Origin of the sequence: Modicisalibacter xianhensis (assembly GCF_900113605.1) — a bacterium.
GTDB lineage: Bacteria > Pseudomonadota > Gammaproteobacteria > Pseudomonadales > Halomonadaceae > Modicisalibacter > Modicisalibacter xianhensis.
The window spans coordinates 32,342-50,758 of the sequence record NZ_FOPY01000007.1 but is presented as its reverse complement, the minus strand read 5'-3'; the positions used below and the strand labels follow the sequence as shown (position 1 = coordinate 50,758).

Below are 18,417 nucleotides of genomic sequence, written 5' to 3'. Positions count from 1 at the left end.
AGATCTGCGAGCAACCGGCCGAGGCCACGACTGTTTGGATTATTTACCCCTATTTACTTATGCAAACAGTGTTTGCTTCTACCTTTCCTGCATTACCCAGCGAACGGCTATACAGTCCCCAGGCCAGGGCGCCTGCCAGAGCATTGCCGACCGCTGCCCCAATGGCGATTCCCAGCACCCCACCCCACTGCGCTCCCAACCAGAGACAGGGCAAATAGCAAACGAATAGCCGTACGCAGGACATGACCATGGCACGCAGCGGCCACCCCAGCGCATTGGAGGCAGAAACCACGAGCATGCAGACGCCCAGCAACGCATAACTGGGCAGTAGCCCACAAATAAGCATGGCAAGTTCGACGCGAACGTCTGGATTGCCCGCCAGTAAGCTGGCCACCCAAGGTGCCAGCAGTGCCAGCACCACACCAAGCCCCAACTGCCAGATGACCACCACCTTGGTCGCCAGCGTCATGAGACGACGAATTTGTTGCCAGTCACCCCCGCCATAACAACGCCCCAGCCACGGCGGCAATGACATGGTCAGCGCCAGCACCACCATCAATGATACGGTCTCGAGCCGACTGGCCAACCCCCAGGCCGCAACCGCCGTTTCTCCCAGATCAGCGACGATGGCCGTGGCCAGCATGGCGGCAAGAGGCGGCATCAACTGACTGATCATGGCCGGACCCGCGATGCCCATGAACGGTCGGGTCGAGGTACGGGCCTCGTCGATGAGCCCGACGGTTGCCAGCCAGTCGGTCTGGCGTAGCCGCCAGGCCAGGACACCCAGCCCTAGGGTAAACGCCAAGGCTGTGGCCCAGGCTGCTCCAGGCAGACCCAACCCGGACCAATCGCCGAGGCCGAAAATCAACAGTGGATCAAGCGCCAGATTGATCAGACTGGTCAACACCATCAACTTGCCTGGCAGGCGCGTATCGCCGTGGGCCCGGAACAGGCTGTAACCGAAGTAGAGTACGGCACCTACCCAGGCAGCCAGCAACTGCGGCCCCCAGTAACGGCGGATCAGTGGCAGGAGGGAGTCGTCCGCGCCAAGCTGGCGAAAGATGGGCATTTGCCAAAGCCATAGCGCGATACACAACGCAGCGATTAACAGGCTTCCACCCACCAGCACCAAGCTGCCCAGACGCCGCGCCCGGGCTTCTTCACCTGCGCCCAGGGCACGGGAGATCAATGCGGCGATGGCGATACCGATGCCGACCTGGACACCGATGATCAAAAACGCCATGGGAAAGGTAAACGATTGCGCTGCCAGGGGCGCGGTCCCTAGCCGGGCAATGAACGCACTGTCGACGAGCTGGAATCCCAGCAGGGAAAATACGCCGAGTGCCATGGGCCAGGTCTGTTGCCAGAGCTGACGTTGTAAAGAAGGATGCGTCCGGTTCAAGGCGTCTCCGTTGCCAACGAGTCAGGTGGTCGAGCAAGGATACAGAAGCGGACGCCGTTTGTGATAATGGGGCCCGCGCAGCGACGACGGCTGCAACGGGCCAGGCCAGTGGACGCTCTACTCGTCCCAGGCCGGTGCAAAGTCGGGATTGGCGATCCTTTCGCCGACATCGAGCTTGCCGATCCGCTCGATCTCCTCACCACTCAGCGTGATATCCAGAGCCTCGAGGTTGGCTTCCTGATGACTTGGCTTCGTCGATGAAGGAATGACCACGATGTCACGAGACAATACCCAGGCCAGGGCGATCTGCGCCGGGGTAGCGTCATGATCGGCAGCGATCTGGTTGAGTACCGGCTCGTTCATGACCTTGCCGACGGCCAGAGGCATGTACCCGGTGACCTGCAATCCCTGCGCCTGGCAATGCTTGACCACCTTGTGATTGGCCAGGAAGGGGTGTACTTCGATCTGGTTGGTCACGAGCTGGTCGCCTCCGGGAGCAGCCAATGCCTCGTCAACCTGCGCAATGGTGAAATTCGATACGCCGATGCGCGTGGCCAGTCCCTTGCCCCGCGCCTCGTTCAGGGCCCCGATGTATTCCGCCATGGGAATTTCGTCGTTGGGCGAAGGCCAATGAATCAGGGCCAGATCGACCTGTTCGAGCCCGAGCTTGCGATTGCTTTCCTCGAGCGAGGCAATCAAGTCGTCATGCCGAAGGCGATCCCACCATACCTTGGTGGTCACGAAAATATCGTCACGCGGGATACCGCTCTCGCGAATCGCCCTGCCGACGTCCTCCTCGTTGCCATACATCTGGGCAGTATCAATGAGCCGATAGCCCAGCTTCAGTGCCGACGTCACCGAGTCGAATGCGTCCTGCCCCTTCAGACGGAAGGTTCCCAGTCCCATTCTCGGCAAGATATCGGTTCGTGCCATGAACAAAGCTCCTTGAATCGTTGGCTGTCGGCGTGCCGGCTTGTCCGGTCGGAGGCTTTGCTGCCCGGCCGGCAGACGCCCGGTTGGATGCCCGTTTCAGCATAGTCGCGAACGGCCAGGATGGCCGGTCGCGTGATACCCGCCTCATGCTAGACTATTTACCCGCTATCAATGGAACCGCAAGGATGGCCGATATCGTCAATCTCGTGCTGGTCGGTGCCGGGCATAGCCACCTGCATGTCGCCGCGAAAGCCGATATCCTGATACGGGCGGGAGCCAGCGTTACCCTGATCTCGCCTGGCGATTTCTGGTATTCCGGCATGGCCACCGGCATGCTGGGAGGGGACTATCGAGACAGCGAGGACCGCCTGGATCCTCGCTCGCTGATCGAAAAATCCGGCGGGCACTTCGTAAAGGATCGGGTCGTCGCCATCGATCGTGTCGAGCGCCAACTACACCTGGCCAGCGGCGACACCCTGCCCTATGACCTGCTGTCGCTCAACCTGGGTAGCCGTGTCGACATGCCCCCTGTCGCCGGGCTCGAGGATGCGGCTGAAGTCTGGCCCGCCAAACCCATAGAGACGCTCTGGAAACTTCGTCAGCGACTCGAGTCCGACCTCGCCGACTCTGCAATCTTGCCGCGCTTGGCCATCCTCGGTGGCGGCCCGACCGGTGTCGAGTTGGCCTGTAACCTGCTTGGCCTCAGCGAGCGCTACGGGCGTGCCTTCGACATCAGCCTGATCAGTGCGGACAAGCGCCTGCTGCCTCAGGCTCCCTCGGGTGCCAGCCGCTGGCTCACACGGCGGCTGATACGCCGCGGCCTCAAGCTCGAGCTTCTCGTCAATGCCCTGGCCTATCGCCAGGGCAAACTACGGCTCGATGACGGTACACACCTGGCTGCCGACCAGGTCATTGTCGCCACTGGCCTTGCCGCACCAACCCTGGTCAGCGAACTGGGACTGGAGCACCACCCGCATCATGGCCTGGCCATCACGCCGGCGCTGCACACGCCCTACGATGACCGTGTCTTTGCCGTGGGCGACTGTGCCTGGCTCAAGGAATCACCCTACCCCAAGCTGGGCGTCTATGGCGTTCGTCAGGCCCCGGTGCTGCTCCACAATCTGCTGGCACGCATCCAGGAATCGCCTTACGAGTCGTACCATCCCCAGCGTCATGCCCTGTCGATCCTCAATCTCGGCGACGGGCGCGGCCTGGCCATGCGCGGCACTTTATGGTGGGCGGGTCGCCTTTCGCTGATGGCCAAGCGGCGCCTGGATCATGGTTTCATGAAGCAGTACCGCCAGGCATGACGTTTTCGAACACTGCAATGGGATACGCCTGGCCGGGCTGGACGTTGACTGGAAACGCTATCTAGCCTGGCGTCACGCCGCGCAGCCTTTCGTTGCGTCGGCGCAGCAGTTCCAGTGTGGTCAGTAGCAATATCGACAACACGACCAGTAGCGTGGCCACCGCCAGAATGGTCGGGCTGATCTGCTCGCGTATGCCCGACCACATTTGAATGGGCATGGTGCGCTGTTCCGGGCCTGCGATGAACAGTACCACCACAACTTCATCGAACGAGGTAATGAACGCGAACAAGGCGCCCGAGACCACGCCGGGGGTCACCAAAGGCAGGATTACCTTGAAGAAGGTACGCGTCGGATTGGCGCCGAGACTGTGTGCGGCTCGGATCAGCGTCGTGTCGAAACTGGACAGGGTCGCCGTCACGGTGATCACCACGAAGGGTATGCCCAGCGCAGTATGAGCCAGCACGACACCAATGTAGGTCTGGGCCAGATTGATCTTCGAGAAGAAGAAGAACATGGCAGCCGCCGAGATGATCAAAGGTACGATCATTGGTGAAATCAGCAGCGCCATGATGGCACCACGGGCTGGCATGTGCCGACTGGACAGGCCAAGAGCGGCAATCGTGCCCAGAACGGTCGCGAGCAGTGTCGAGGCAATGCCGACGATGAAGCTGTTCTTGATCGAATTGAGCCATTCCGGCGACGTGAAGAACTCCTCGTACCAGCGCAACGAATATCCTGCAGGGTCCAACTGCAACATGGCCTTGGAGAACGTGAAGTAGGGTTCGGCATTGAACGACAGCGGAATGATGACCAGCAGCGGCCCGATCAGGAACAGGAAGATCAACGCACATAGCGACAGGAACAGGTAGTGCCAGATGCGCTCGCCGCGCGTGGCATAGGAAGGTAAGGCCATGGCGTGTTACCCCAGCTTGACTTTGTCGACACCGACCAGGCGATTGAAGACCAGATAGAACACGATCACGACGAACAGCAGGATCGACGCGATGGCGGCTGCTAGTCCCCAGTTGAGCGAGGTCTGCATGTGGTAGGCGATATAATTGGTGATGAAACGTCCCGATTGCCCCCCTACCAGGGCAGGAGTGATGTAGTAGCCGATCGAGAGGATGAATACCAGGATGCCGCCCGCAGCGATGCCGGGAAGGGTCAGCGGAAAATATACCCGCCGGAAACTCAGGAAGGCGCGCCCGCCCAGAGAGCGAGCCGCACGCATGTAGCTCGGCGGAATGGTCTTCATGACCGAATACAGCGGCAAAATCATGAACGGCAGAAGGATGTGGGTCATGGCGATGATGGTGCCGGTCTTGTTATGGATCATCTGCCAGCGGGCCTCGTCCGCGATCACGCCCAGCGCCACCATCATGTCGTTGAGCACGCCCTGGGACTGCAGGATGGCAATCCAGGTCGTGGTACGCACCAACAGCGATGTCCAGAATGGCAACAGCACAAGGATCATCAACAGGTTGGAGTGCCGCAGCGGCAGGTTGGCAAGCAGGAACGCGACCGGGTATCCCAGCAGCAGCGTCAGGAAGGTAATGACGCCACTCATCCAGAACGTCCGCCAAAACAGCGTACCGTGGATTTGCAGGTAATCGGGTACCGCGACGATATCGCCACTCGGCGAATACTGGTGATCTACGGCGGCCAGGTAATACGACAGCGTATATGGCGATGACTCGCGCTGGATGACCCGCCAGGTATCGATTTCGCCCCAGGCATCGTTGATGTCGATCAGCGCCTCTCGATATGGCGGCTCGATCAGTTCGATGCGCCGCGCCGTCCCCATCACCGCCGAGCGCATTCCCGACATCTCGTAGTTGAGCCGACTCGACAGCAGTCCCAGACTACGTGCCTTCTGCCCGGCCTTGAGGTCTTCTGCCAGCGCGGCGTAAACCGGCTCTCCCGGCAACGACTCGCCATCCCATTGTTCCAGTGCCACGACGGTACGCGGCAACGAGGAGGACACCTCGGGATTGTCGATGCTGCGCCATAGCATTTCGCCGATGGGCATCAGGAAGGCGACGATCAGGAAAAGCAGCAACGGCGCGACCAACAGCAGCGCCTTGAGCTTCGATTGTCTCACTGCACGTCGCAGGCTGACTTTCAGCGGCACGCCGTCCGCGGTAGTCAGGGGAGTGGAAGGGGAATCGGACACACGTATGCCTCTCTACGACCATTCTTCAAGATGAGCTCGTCGTCCCGAGTCAGGGCGACTCGGCAGGCGAACCTCGGCTGACATGGAGCGAACCCGGAGAATGCCGCCCCGGAACCCGACGCGGCATTCTTCAGCTACGTCCTCACTGTGCCAGCCATGCGTCGAATCGCTGGGTCAGCTCGTCATTGTGATCGGCCCAGAACTCGTTGTTCTTGGGAATGGCCGTCTCGAAGTTGGGACCGTAGGTCGGCATGTGCGGCTTCATGGCGATGCCGGTTTCAGCATGGGTCGACACCATTTCCGCCGAGGACTTCCGCGCCGGCCCGTAGGAAATGTACTTGGCCTGGTCGGCCAGGCGCTGCGTGTCGGTAGCGTAGTACAGGTAGTCCTCGACCTTGTCGAGCTTGCCGGCCGGCACGACCCAGCCGTCCAGTTCAAAGACCTGGCCATCCCAGATGATCTCGAACGGTTGATCCTCGTTGACCATGGCATTGAAGATGCGGCCGTTGTATGCCGAGCCGAAGGCCACTTCCTGATCGGCCAGCAGTTGGGGCGGCTGAGCTCCTTCTTCCCACCAGATGACCTGATCCTTGATGGTATCCAGCTTGGCAAAGGCACGCTGTATCCCCTCTTCGGTCTCCAGCACGTCGTAGACATCTTCTGGTGCCACGCCATCCGCCACCAGTGCCCATTCGAGGTTGTTGATGGGCTTGCGCATCAGTGTGCGCTTGCCCGGGAAGTTCTCCACGTCGAAGACATCAGCGATCGTGCTGGGTTGCTTGTCTTCGGGGAACATCTCGGTATTGAAGGCCACGATATTGGAATACACGATCTGGGGAATGAAACATTCATCCAGCGAGCCCTCGATGAAATCCTCGCTGGGTGGTGTTCCGTCGGGCGACTTGGCCAGCAGGGCATCGTGGTCGATTGGCTCGATAAGTCCTTCGGCACAGGCAATCAATGCATCGGCCGGCAACATGTCGACCAGATCCCACGTCACGTTGCCCGCCTGGGTCTGTGCGCGCAGTCCTGCCAGCGCGTTGGAGCTTCGGTCGATATTGACGATTTCGTCACCGGATTTCTTCATCCACGGCTCGTGATAGGCTTTCTGCTGGCTTTCGCTGTAAGCTCCGCCCCATGACACGATGTTCAGGGTCTGTGCCTGAGCGCTGACGGCCACTGCCAGCGCCGACATGGTGACCACGGTGATACCCGTTCCCTTGATGAAAGATGACTTGGACATGGAAGTCTCCAGTTGTTGTTGTGATTCAATGACCAAGCCGGTGAAACGGCTGGTCGAGCCTGACAAAAAGAAAGGAATATCTGCGCGTCTATCGGGTCAGGCATCAAGGGCCCGACAATCCTGCATCGTCCAGCCGATATCGATGACATCCCCGGCGCGCAGTGCTGCATGATCCGCCGCGTTGGGTGTCTTGATCACGAACTCGTCGCTACCACAGACGGACAAGCGCGTACGCAGGTGGTCGCCGAGGTAGGTGACCTCACGCACTTCGGCGGAAAAACGGTTATCGAATCCGGTCGACTCGCCGCGAATGATGGCGACCCGCTCGGGGCGCAGGGACAAGGTGGTACGCTCGCCCACCCCTGACACGGCAACAGGCTTGGCCAGCACACGGTCGCCATTGTCGAGTTGAACTTGGCAGACAGTCTCGCTGTACTCGGTAACGATGCCCTGGAGCCGGTTGTTCTCGCCGATGAAGTAAGCGACAAAGGCATTTTCAGGCGCTTCGTAAAGCGTTTCCGGAGAGGCCAGTTGCTGGACGACCCCATCATTGAAGACGGCGATGCGATCCGACATGGTCAGAGCTTCGGTCTGGTCATGGGTGACATACAGCATGGTTACGCCGAGATCGGCATGGATGCGCTTGATCTCGTACTGCATTTCTTCGCGCAGGTTCTTGTCGAGTGCCCCCAACGGCTCGTCCATCAACACCAGCTCAGGCTCGAACACCAAGGCCCTCGCCAGTGCAACGCGCTGTTGCTGCCCCCCGGAGAGCTGGGCCGGACGACGGTCGCCAAAGCCCTCCAGGCGGACCATTGCCAGCGCCCTCTCCACCTTGCGCTGTATCTCCGCCTTGGATAGATGACGAACCTCCAGAGGAAACGCCAGGTTCTCGGCCACCGTCATGTGCGGAAACAGAGCATAGTTCTGAAAGACCATGCCAATGCCGCGCTTATGGGGAGGCAAGCCATTGATGGGTGCACCCTTGAGTAGGATGTCGCCGTGGGTAGGCGTTTCAAAGCCCGCCATCATCATCAGGCAGGTGGTCTTGCCTGAACCTGACGGCCCCAGCAACGTGACGAACTCGCCCTTTCGAATGTCCAAGTCGAACCCTTTGACCACGAGCTGCTCGCCGTCGTAGCTTTTCTGGACATTGATGAAACGGGCAAAGCACGTGTTCGTACTTGTAGAGTCTTGCTGCGTATCAGGCTCAGCTTCAGCGGTAGCAGTCATGCATGGTTCCTGGACGTAACCGTGATTATGTTGTTTTTACGTTACCGGGCAGCCCTAATTGTTTTTTTTGGTTACTGCCCTTTCGAACTTAGTTGTTCCAAGGCGCTAACCACAACCGTTTAAAGGGATAATAAACGTTGAACATGCAGGCTGAGGCTGGGAGGGGAATTTGCTAGCGCGACAGTCAGACTGTGACAAAAAAGGCGCCCCGCAGGGCGCCTCGACTGGATTCCGGCCGCCTTACTGGCGGATGCCTTCGAATACTACGTACAGCTCGAGTTCATGCATCACCGGCGGGAACTTGCTCATGTCGATGTCGTAGTTCGACAGGTCGAGCATGGTCGAACCCTCGAAGCCTTGACGATAGTTCCCCCACGGATCTTCACCGCCCCCGATATGCTTCACGTCCATGGTGATTTCATTGGTCACACCATGCAGGGTAAGGTTCCCGGTCAGCTTGCCCTGGCCTTCGCCGGTAGACTCGAAGCCGGTAGACTCGAAGGTCGCTTCGGGATACTGGGAAGCATCGAGAAAATCGCCGCTGAGAATATGCTTGTCACGCTCGGCGTGGTTGGTATCCAGGCTGGAGACGTCGACGGTCATGTTGACGCTGGAATCGGTCACGTTCTCCGGGTCGTAACTGAAACCGCCCGAGAACTCCTCGAAATCGCCCAGAATATAAGAGTAGCCCAGATGGCTGATCTTGAACTGGACGAAGGCGTGCTGGCCTTCGGTGTCGATGACGTACTCGGCAGCCTGGGCCTGGGCCTGGGACAGCGTTACCAGGGCGGATGCACCCAGGGCGGCAGCGATTGCGGTCTTCTTGAACATCGGGGTCTCCTTTCTCGGATTGCAGGCAAGCGCCGACGCCGCGGCGTCAGGCGTTGACAGGGTTAATGGGGTGACCGACGAGACAATCGGGGATCGATCATGCGACGCATGACCTCATTGCGGTCGACCAGCATGTGCTTGAAGGATGCCAGTACATGGCCAACGGCAAGAATGATCAACGCCCAGGCAGCGTACCAGTGAACCTCGCCGGCCACCGTGGCCTGATCGGGCAGGCCGGAAACCAGCGCGGGAACGGTAAACCAGTCGAACACCTCGATTCCTCGGCCTTCCGCCGTGGAGATCATGTAGCCGCTGATCAGAACGACGAATAGCACGAGATAGATCAGAAGGTGGCCAAGATAGGCAGCCATGCGTTCGGTACGCGACCCATCGAGGTCAGGGGTGGGCTGCACGAGCCGCCACACGACCCTGGCCAGGGTCAGTCCCAGCAACACCATGCCCACCGACTTGTGCCACCAGGGCGCACGATGATACCAGGCATCATAATAATCGAGTCCGGTCATCCACCAGCCCAGCGCGAACAAGCCAATCACCGCGATGGCACTCAGCCAGTGCAGCGTGATGCTGGTCAGTCCCCAGCCGCGGGGCGAGTTGCGCCACATGTCCGTTCTCCTCGTCAGGCGTGTATCGCGGCGAGACTATGAGCCGCAATGTCGTGACGACAGCATAAAGGCACTGCGCGTACAGCACAGCCCGCAAACGGTAAACACAACTTTCACTTTATGGAAATAATTGCAGGCAACAAGTTGCTTATTATTTCCTGCTGGTCCGGTATTGACCGACAACAAGCCTGTCGGCGAGAGTCACAACAGATTCAGCCCCCGAGCCAGGTCGGCCTTGAGATCCTCGATGTCCTCGAGCCCCACCGCTATGCGAATCAATCCTTCACGAATCCCGGCGGCAGTTTTCTGCTCATCGTTGAGGCGTCCGTGAGTCGTCGTCCCTGGATGGGTGATCGTGGTCTTGACGTCGCCCAGGTTGCCAGTGATCGACATCAGCCGCGTGGCATCGATGACCGACCAGGCTCCTTCACGACCGCCTTTGATCTCCACGCCCAGCACCGCTCCGAAACCGCGCTGCTGACGCTTGGCCAGGGCATGCTGAGGATGGCTCTCGAGCCCATTGTAGTGCACGCGCTCGACGGCCGGATGTGCCTCGAGCCACTGGGCCAGGCGCAGCGCATTGTCGCAGTGTGCCTTCATGCGAAGTCCCAAGGTTTCGAGCCCTTTGAGGAAGATCCAGGCATTGAACGGACTCATGCAGGGACCGCAGGTCCGCACCACGCCGAACAGCTCCTCAAGCTCCTTGTCGCGCCCGACAATCGCCCCGCCGATGGCCCGGCCCTGGCCGTCGAGGTACTTGGTCGCCGAATGGATGACCAGGTCGGCACCAAGATCCAGAGGGCGCTGCAGCGCCGGTGTCAGGAAACAGTTGTCGATAGCCAGCCAGGCACCGTGGCGCTTGGCCAGGGTTGCCAACTGCTCGATATCCACCACCTCGGATAATGGATTGGATGGTGTCTCGGCAAACAGCAGCTTGGTATTGGGCGTCATGGCTGCTTCCCATGCCTCGAGGTTGCCCAACTCGACATAGCGCGTCGTGATGCCGAACTTGCCCAAATACTTGTTGAACAGGCTGACGGTCGAGCCAAACAGCGAGCGCGAGGCAACGATCTCGTCCCCGGCCTCCAGCAGGGCCAGTACCGTGGAGAGAATGGCTGCCATGCCCGAACTGGTCGCAACGCAACGTTCGCCACCTTCCAACGCTGCCAGGCGCTTTTCGAAGATGCGAACGGTGGGGTTGGTGAAGCGCGAATAGATGTTGCCCGGTTCCTCGCCACTGAACTTGCGTGCGGCTTCGGCAGCGCTACCGTAGACGAAGCTGGACGTGGTGAAGATGGGTTCGCCGTGCTCCTGCTCGGCGGTTCGCTCATGGCCGGCGCGCACCGCCAGCGTGTCCAGTGCCAGCCCGGCGAGCGGGTCCGCGGAAAAATCGTCGTGCTGCATGCCTCGCTCCTAACAGAATGACGGCCCGACTTGGCGGGCCGCCGATCTTGCCTAGTCGTGATCCTCGACATCGTTGTGCAGGTCGACCACGGAGTGTGCCGAGCCTGACTTCTGCTTGACGGCATCGCTGCGCGACGCCTCGAGGGCATTGAGGTAATTGTCGTCGATATCGCCGGTAATGTACTCGCCGTCGAATACCGAACAGTCGAACTGTTCCAGTTGCGGATTGACTTCACGGCAGGCGGCCTTGAGATCCTCAAGGTCCTGATAGAAGATCCGGTCGGCACCGATCAACTCGCCGACTTCGGCTTCGCTGCGCCCATGCGCAATCAGTTCCTTGGCCACCGGCATATCGATGCCGTAGACGTTAGGATAACGCACCGGCGGCGCTGCGGAAGCGAAATAGACCTTGTTGGCGCCGGCCTCGCGAGCCATCTGGATAATCTGCTTGCAAGTGGTGCCACGCACGATGGAGTCATCGACCAGCAGCACATTCTTGCCGGCAAACTCGATATCGATGGCGTTGAGCTTCTGACGCACCGACTTCTTGCGCTGAGTCTGGCCGGGCATGATGAACGTCCGCCCGATATAGCGGTTCTTCATGAACCCTTCGCGGAAGGTCACACCGAGATGCTGGGCGAGCTCGAGCGCCGAGGTGCGCGAGGTATCCGGAATGGGAATGACCACATCGATGTCTTGCTCGGGCCATTCACGCAGGATCCGGTCACCGAGCTTGCGCCCCATCTGCATGCGCGTACCGTAGACATAGGCCCCATCCAGGATCGAATCCGGACGCGCCAGGTAGACATGCTCGAAGATGCACGGTGCCAGAATCGGCCGGTCGGCGCACTGCTGGGTGTGGATCTCGCCACGCATGTCGACGAAGATCGCCTCGCCGGGCGCCAGGTCGCGAGCCAGTTCGAAGCCGCCGACATCCAGTGCCACCGACTCGGAGGCGATCATCACGTCCTGCCCGTCTTCGGTATTGCGCGTGCCGAAGACCACCGGGCGAATGCCCTGAGGGTCGCGGAATGCGACCATGCCGAAACCGTTGATCATGGCCACGGCGGCATAGCCACCCCGGCAGCGACGATGCACGCGACGCACGGCATCGAAGATATCCTCGGGCGTCAGGTGATGCCCTTGCTTGCCCAGCTCATGAGCGAAGACGTTGAGCAGTACCTCGGAATCCGAGCTGGTATTGATATGACGCAGGTCGCTGGTGTAGAGCTCCTGCTTGAGCTGGTCGGAGTTGGTCAGGTTGCCGTTGTGGGCCAGCGCCAGGCCATAGGGCGAGTTGACATAGAACGGCTGGGATTCCGCCTCGCTCGAGGAGCCCGCCGTGGGATAACGCACATGGCCGATACCCAGGTTGCCCTTGAGACGCGTCATGTGGCGTGTGTGAAAGACATCGCGCACCAGTCCATTGCTCTTGCGCAGCAGGAAGCGTCCCTCATGCCAGGTCATCATCCCGGCGGCATCCTGCCCCCGGTGCTGGAGCACCGTCAGCGCATCATAGAGCGCCTGATTGACCGGCTGATTGGCCATGAGGCCTACGATACCGCACATTCCGCCTTACCTCGCTTGCGATGAAACCGGCATCGAGACTGGCTCGATGCGCTGGAAATGTCAGGGTGTACTGTTCGTCCCGCCGCTAGTGGAAATCTCGACGGGCAAAGAGAGCGAACGAAGGGTTTCCGCAGTCTCGGGATCACGCTGCTCCCAGTCGGCGATACGGCTAACCGTCCAGTCGCGCAGGTCCTCGAAACTCGGGCGTAACTGTGCCTGCTGCCAGGCCTGCAACTGCACGAGAGGCGTCAGGGAAATGACCACTGTGGCCAGAACCAGGATGGCACCGCCGCGGAGTATACCGAAACCGGCCCCGGCGAGCCGGTTGAAAAAGCCCATGCCCACCCACTCGATGGCAGCGTGCATCACGCGAATCACGATGCCGCACAGCATCACGACCACGAAGATCACCAGGATGAACGCCAGTACCAGCCGGATATCGGGGTGTTCGATATACCCCGTCAGCATGTCCGCCACCGGCTGGGCAAACAAGCGTGATGCCAGCAGGGCTGCGATCCAGGCCCCAAGGCCAAGCGCCTCGCGCACCAGCCCACGCATGAAACCTGCCAGCATCGACATGGCCAGGACCGCCAGAAATGCCCAGTCCAGCCAGGTCAGGGTCATTCACCCTCCTTCATACGCACGAGCAGGCCTTGAATATTGGCCTTTTCCTTTAGCTGCGTGCGCGCTTTCTCGCCGTCTTCCGAACTGGCAAATGGCCCCACATAGACTGTGGTCAGGTTATTGCTGCGCGGCTGACGAAAGGCATTGAAGCCCTGCCCATCGAGCTTGTCTTCCAAGCGCTGCGCGTTGCCCGGCTCGCCGAAGCTACCTACCTGGACTGCCCAATCCCCTTCACTCACGGTGCTGGTGCCCGCCTGGGATTGAGACTCGCTCTGGCGTTGCTCGGACTGCCGCGCCAGGTCGGCAATCGGGTCTGATCGGGTGGCAGGTTTGGCCACCGGCTTCTCGGCCGGCTGCTCCGGTTCCGCGGGCTCAGGCTCGGGCGCCGCGGCAGTCGGTGCCGGCTCGGGCTGCGTATTGGCCGGGGAAGCGGGAGCGGTTTCCCGAGTGCCTCCCTGAGAGCTGGGCATCTGAATCTGGCCCAGGCTGGAAGGCTTCTCGGGTTCGGCCACCGGCACGCGCTCGACGTCGACCGGCTGCTGAATGGTCAACACCGGTTCGGGCTGCTCCTCGCGGGAGGGTGGGTCGTCAAACAGCATCGGGATGAAGATCACGCCCAGCGCGACGAGGATCACCGCACCGCTGATGCGTTCACGCATTCCGTATTTCATGCATTTCTCCTCGCGGCGGATGATGGCTGTCGTATCGCATCCACGCCGCGCAAACTAAACCACTCGAGAACCCCGGCAACGGTAAAGAAGGAGCCACATACCAGGACCTCGTCCTGCTCTCCCAGGTGACCAGCCAGCCACTCGGCACCGGCCGCTGGCGATTCGGCGCAATGCAGCACCGTCTGTGCCTGGCTCTTGAGCAAGTCGGCCAGTTCGGAGGCGTTGCGTGCCCGTTCGCCCTCGAGACTCACGGTGACCCAGCCGTCCACTTGTGACGCCAGCCCCGCCACAACGCCGGTGGCATCCTTGTCACCCAGCATGCCGAGCAGCCCGATGCGCCGCGCTGGACGCACCCGTTGGGCGAAGCGAGACGCCAGATAAAGGGCGGCATGCGGGTTATGCGCCACATCGAGACACCAGTTGCCCAGCCACTGCATCCGGCCGGGTAACTGCACATCGGCAAAGCCACGCCGGCAGGCCTCGGCATCGAGTGTCAAACCGGACAGAAAGAGTGCCTGCAAGGCACTGGCCGCATTGTCGCGCGGCAGCCCGGGATCGGGTAGCTGCGCGAGGGTCGTCGGGGTGCCATGACCATCCCGCCCCTGCCAGGTCCAGGTCGTTTCCGGCCCCGCCTCGTCGCCATGACGAAAGTCGTCACCCAGTGCATGCAGGCCGGCCCCCACGGTCCACGCCACCTGGCGAACGCTGGCCGGCAAGTGCTCGCTACCCAGTACCACGGGGCGCATACGACGCATGATGCCAGCCTTCTCACGTCCGATCTGCTCGAGATCGTTGCCCAGAAAGGCGGCATGATCCTGGGCGATGGTAGTAATCACCGCCACGTCGGGGTCGATGACGTTGACCGCGTCGAGTCGCCCGCCGAGCCCGACTTCAAGGATCGCCAGGTCAGGACAACGCTGGACGATGGCCCAGAATGCACCCAGCGTTCCAGCCTCGAAATACGTCAGACTGATCGGCTCGGGAGCGAGGCGTGCGGCCTCGACATGCTCGAAGCCGGTTACCAGCAGATCATCCTCGGCCTCGACACCATCGAGACGCAGGCGCTCGTTGTAGCGCAGCAGATGGGGAGACGTGTACGTTGCCGTGCTCAGACCATGGGCGCGCGCCAATGATTCGAGCATGGCCACGGTGGAACCCTTGCCATTGGTGCCGGCCACGGTGATGACCCGCTTGGTGAGGGGGGTATCCATCAGGCCCATACGGCGCGCGACCTCGGCCACACGCTCGAGGCCAAGGTCGATGCTCACGGGGTGCTGACGCTCGAGGCGCGTCAGCCAATCGGTCAGGGAAGCAGGGTCGCTCATTCAGCGTCGTTCGATATCGCGCAGCTCGTCGTCGACGAGCGCTTCATCCGTCGTTTCGTCAGGCGCTGCCTCGGGCTCGACTTCCGGTTCGGCGTCCGGCGTCCAGTCAGTCAGCTTGCGCAGCACGCCGCCCACCCGCTCGCGCATCTCGCTACGGTGAATGATCATGTCCACGGTACCGTGCTCGAGGAGAAACTCGCTGCGCTGGAAACCTTCGGGCAGCTTTTCGCGTACCGTCTGCTCGATGACACGCGGCCCGGCGAAACCAATCAGCGCATTGGGCTCGGCCACGTTGAGGTCACCAAGCATGGCCAACGATGCAGAGACCCCCCCGAACACCGGATCGGTCAGCACCGAAATGTAGGGAATTCCGGCCTGTTTGAGGCGCTCCAGTGCCGCCGAGGTCTTGGCCATTTGCATCAACGAGAACAGCGCTTCCTGCATGCGTGCCCCGCCCGAGGCAGCAAAGCAGACCAGGGGAATGTTCTCTTCAAGAGCCAGGGTGGCAGCACGGACGAACTTCTCGCCGACCACGGCCCCCATCGAGCCACCCATGAACGTGAACTCGAAGGCCACGGCAACCACGGGCATGCCATCGAGCGTGCCACGCATGGCGATCAGCGCGTCGTTCTCGTCGGTTTCCTTCTGGGCCGCGGCCAGACGGTCCTTGTACTTCTTGGAGTCGCGGAACTTGAGCCGATCGGCCGGCTGCAGATCGGCTGCGAGTTCCTCGCGCCCTTCGGCATCGAGAAACCAGTCGAGGCGTTTGCGCGCCGTCAGGCGCAGATGATGATCACACTTGGGACAGACGTTGTGGTGCTTTTCCAGCTCGGGAAGATAGAGCACCGCGTCGCATTTCGGACACTTGCGCCACAGGCCGTCGGGGATGCTGGTACGACGATCCTGGCGCTGGGTGCGGCCCATGGACGGGACGATCTTGTCTAGCCAGCTCATGGTCAGAGGATTTCCGTTCTGCTGCTGTCAGGAAACCCGAGGCCCAGTGCCTCGGGTACAATGTCTAGGTTGACGAGTACCGTCAGGCATCGAGCGCTTGACGCATCTCGCCGAGTACCGTCTTGAGTTCCGCGGTGACACTCTCGGGACGCTCGCAACCTTCCGCGATGCGCGAGACCAGGGCGCTGCCGACGATGACGCCATCGGCCACCTTGCCGACGGCCGCAGCCGATGCCCCATCGCGAATACCGAACCCCACGCACAGCGGCAGCCCGGTCAGCTTGCGCAGCACATCCAGCTGCCGGTCGACGGCTGCGACATCCAGGCTCGCCGCGCCGGTCACGCCCTTGAGCGAAACGTAATACAGGTACCCTTCTCCATGGGCGCATATTGTAGCGGCCCGCGCCTCGGAAGTGGTAGGGGCGACCAGGAAGATCGATTGCAGGTGATGCTCTTTGAGCAGCGGGGCAATCTCGTCCGCTTCCTCGGGCGGCATGTCGACGATGAGTACGCCATCCACGCCCGCCTCGGCAGCCTGCTTGGCAAAGGTCGGGTAGCCGAGACGCTCGATGGGGTTGAGATAGCCCATCAGCACCACGGGTGTATCGCTGTCCTGGCGACGGAACTCGCTTACCATGGCGAAGACATGCGACAGCCGCGTGTTGTGCTTGAGCGCCCGCTCACAGGCCTTCTGGATCACCGGCCCGTCGGCCATGGGGTCCGAGAACGGGATGCCCAGCTCAATGACGTCGGCGCCAGCCTCGACCAGCGCATGCATGTAGGACACCGTGTAGTCGGGCGATGGATCGCCGGCGGTGATATAGGGAATCAGCGCGGTGCGGCCCTGCTCCTTGAGGGCGGCGAAGCGTTGGTCGATTCGGTTCATTCTTGCCCTCTCAGAAGTTGACGCCGTCGATCTTGGCCACGGTAAGGATGTCCTTGTCGCCCCGTCCGGAGAGGTTGACGACGATATGCTGGTCCGGACGCATGGTTGGGGCCAGCACCTTGGCATGCGCCAGGGCGTGCGCAGACTCGAGCGCCGGCATGATGCCTTCCATCCGGGTCAGCTCACGGAACGCCTCGAGCACCTTGTCGTCGTTGGCTGCCACGTACTCGACGCGGCCGACGTCCTTCCACAAGGCGTGTTCCGGCCCTACCCCAGGATAATCGAGTCCCGCGGAAATGGAGTGGGTATCGGTGATCTGGCCGCCCTCATCGGACATCAGGTAGGTACGGTTGCCGTGCAATACACCGCGCGGTGCATTGGCGGTCAGTGGTGCCGCGTGACGACCGGTCTCGACGCCGTCTCCGCCGGCCTCGACACCGTACATGCGAACGTCCTCGTCCTCGACGAAGGGATAGAACAGGCCCATGGCGTTGGACCCCCCGCCCACACAGGCGACCAGCGCATCGGGCAGGCGCCCGATCTGCTCCAGCGACTGGCGGCGGGCCTCGCGGCCGACCACGGCATTGAAATCGCGTACCAGCATCGGATAGGGATGCGGCCCGGCCACGGTACCGATGATGTAAAAGGTATCGTCGACGTTGGTCACCCAGTCGCGCAGGGCCTCGTTCATGGCGTCCTTGAGCGTACGCGAGCCGGACTCCACGGGAATCACGTTGGCACCCAGCAGGTGCATGCGGTAGACGTTGAGCTTCTGGCGCTCGACATCCTCGGCGCCCATGTAGATGTCGCACTTCAGGCCCAGCCGGGCCGCGACCGTAGCCGTGGCAACACCGTGCTGGCCGGCGCCGGTCTCGGCGATGACGCGAGGCTTGCCGCCCTTCTTGGCCAGCAGCGCCTGACCGATAGTGTTGTTCACCTTATGGGCGCCGGTATGGTTGAGGTCTTCGCGCTTGAGCCAGATCTGTGCGCCGCCGAGGTGGCTGGACCATCGTTCAGCGTGATACAGCGGAGACGGGCGGCCAACGTAGTGGGCCAGGTCATAGTCGAATTTCGCCTGGAAGTCCGGGTCATCGCGAAGACTCAGGTAGGTCTTCTCCAGCTCTTCCAGCGCGAAGCTCAGGGTCTCCGAAACGAACCGGCCGCCGTAAGGGCCGAAATGGCCGCGGTCGTCGGGCAGACGGGTCAGGTCGCTGAACTTGGTCACGAAAGACACCT

The 18,417-nt window shown here is 61.3% G+C and carries 17 protein-coding genes; 1 reads left to right on the top strand and 16 read right to left on the bottom strand.

Annotated features, from left to right (window positions below):
- Window positions 1-49: 49 nt before the first annotated feature.
- Both BM194_RS09570 and dkgB read right to left on the bottom strand, forming a co-directional pair.
- Entirely contained in the window at window positions 50-1,348 is a 1,299-nt protein-coding gene (locus BM194_RS09570) for an MATE family efflux transporter (RefSeq protein ID WP_092846122.1), read from the bottom strand.
- A 171-nt stretch (window positions 1,349-1,519) separates the two neighbouring features.
- Window positions 1,520-2,335: a 2,5-didehydrogluconate reductase DkgB gene (dkgB, locus tag BM194_RS09565; protein ID WP_092846120.1), complete on the bottom strand. Its 816-nt coding sequence runs from the start codon at window positions 2,333-2,335 to the stop codon at window positions 1,520-1,522.
- A 185-nt stretch (window positions 2,336-2,520) separates the two neighbouring features.
- On the opposite strand from dkgB, the gene BM194_RS09560 reads away from it, so the two are divergent.
- Window positions 2,521-3,645 (top strand): NAD(P)/FAD-dependent oxidoreductase, encoded by a 1,125-nt coding sequence (locus BM194_RS09560; protein ID WP_177223382.1) that lies wholly within the window; start codon window positions 2,521-2,523, stop codon window positions 3,643-3,645.
- Between the two features lie 61 nt (window positions 3,646-3,706).
- On the opposite strand, the gene BM194_RS09555 is transcribed toward BM194_RS09560, so the two are convergent.
- The 14 genes from BM194_RS09555 to trpB form a co-directional block, all read right to left on the bottom strand.
- Window positions 3,707-4,558, bottom strand: a complete 852-nt coding sequence (locus BM194_RS09555) for an ABC transporter permease (RefSeq protein ID WP_092846116.1) — start codon at window positions 4,556-4,558, stop codon at window positions 3,707-3,709.
- Between the two features lie 6 nt (window positions 4,559-4,564).
- The gene (locus tag BM194_RS09550) at window positions 4,565-5,818 is read right to left on the bottom strand and encodes an ABC transporter permease (RefSeq protein WP_092846114.1); all 1,254 of its coding nucleotides are present in this window, start codon (window positions 5,816-5,818) and stop codon (window positions 4,565-4,567) included.
- A gap of 142 nt (window positions 5,819-5,960) precedes the next feature.
- The gene (locus tag BM194_RS09545) at window positions 5,961-7,061 is read right to left on the bottom strand and encodes an ABC transporter substrate-binding protein (RefSeq protein WP_218155386.1); all 1,101 of its coding nucleotides are present in this window, start codon (window positions 7,059-7,061) and stop codon (window positions 5,961-5,963) included.
- A 96-nt stretch (window positions 7,062-7,157) separates the two neighbouring features.
- Window positions 7,158-8,294, bottom strand: a complete 1,137-nt coding sequence (locus BM194_RS09540) for an ABC transporter ATP-binding protein (RefSeq protein ID WP_092846112.1) — start codon at window positions 8,292-8,294, stop codon at window positions 7,158-7,160.
- 240 nt (window positions 8,295-8,534) lie between these two features.
- Window positions 8,535-9,125, bottom strand: coding sequence for a YceI family protein (locus BM194_RS09535; protein ID WP_092846110.1), 591 nt, complete (start codon window positions 9,123-9,125; stop codon window positions 8,535-8,537).
- Window positions 9,126-9,187: 62 nt separating this feature from the next.
- A complete protein-coding gene (locus BM194_RS09530) occupies window positions 9,188-9,748 on the bottom strand; it encodes a cytochrome b (RefSeq protein WP_092846108.1) in 561 nt (186 codons plus the stop codon).
- Window positions 9,749-9,949: 201 nt separating this feature from the next.
- A complete protein-coding gene (locus BM194_RS09525) occupies window positions 9,950-11,152 on the bottom strand; it encodes an O-succinylhomoserine sulfhydrylase (protein WP_092846106.1) in 1,203 nt (400 codons plus the stop codon).
- Between the two features lie 51 nt (window positions 11,153-11,203).
- Window positions 11,204-12,721, bottom strand: coding sequence for an amidophosphoribosyltransferase (gene purF / locus BM194_RS09520; protein ID WP_092846104.1), 1,518 nt, complete (start codon window positions 12,719-12,721; stop codon window positions 11,204-11,206).
- A 60-nt stretch (window positions 12,722-12,781) separates the two neighbouring features.
- Window positions 12,782-13,345 carry a CvpA family protein gene (locus tag BM194_RS09515; protein ID WP_092846102.1) on the bottom strand — a complete coding sequence of 188 codons (564 nt, stop codon included), beginning with the start codon at window positions 13,343-13,345 and terminating at the stop codon, window positions 12,782-12,784.
- Window positions 13,342-14,016 carry an SPOR domain-containing protein gene (locus BM194_RS09510; protein ID WP_092846100.1) on the bottom strand — a complete coding sequence of 225 codons (675 nt, stop codon included), beginning with the start codon at window positions 14,014-14,016 and terminating at the stop codon, window positions 13,342-13,344. Before BM194_RS09510 ends, BM194_RS09515 begins: the two co-directional genes overlap by 4 nt.
- Window positions 14,013-15,341, bottom strand: a complete 1,329-nt coding sequence (folC, locus tag BM194_RS09505; protein ID WP_092846098.1) for a bifunctional tetrahydrofolate synthase/dihydrofolate synthase — start codon at window positions 15,339-15,341, stop codon at window positions 14,013-14,015. Before folC ends, BM194_RS09510 begins: the two co-directional genes overlap by 4 nt.
- Complete coding sequence (gene accD, locus BM194_RS09500; protein ID WP_092846096.1) at window positions 15,342-16,295, bottom strand: acetyl-CoA carboxylase, carboxyltransferase subunit beta; 954 nt, start codon at window positions 16,293-16,295, stop codon at window positions 15,342-15,344.
- A gap of 82 nt (window positions 16,296-16,377) precedes the next feature.
- Window positions 16,378-17,181, bottom strand: coding sequence for a tryptophan synthase subunit alpha (trpA, locus tag BM194_RS09495; RefSeq protein ID WP_092846094.1), 804 nt, complete (start codon window positions 17,179-17,181; stop codon window positions 16,378-16,380).
- Window positions 17,182-17,191: 10 nt separating this feature from the next.
- Window positions 17,192-18,406, bottom strand: a complete 1,215-nt coding sequence (gene trpB / locus BM194_RS09490; RefSeq protein WP_092846521.1) for a tryptophan synthase subunit beta — start codon at window positions 18,404-18,406, stop codon at window positions 17,192-17,194.
- Window positions 18,407-18,417: the final 11 nt, after the last annotated feature.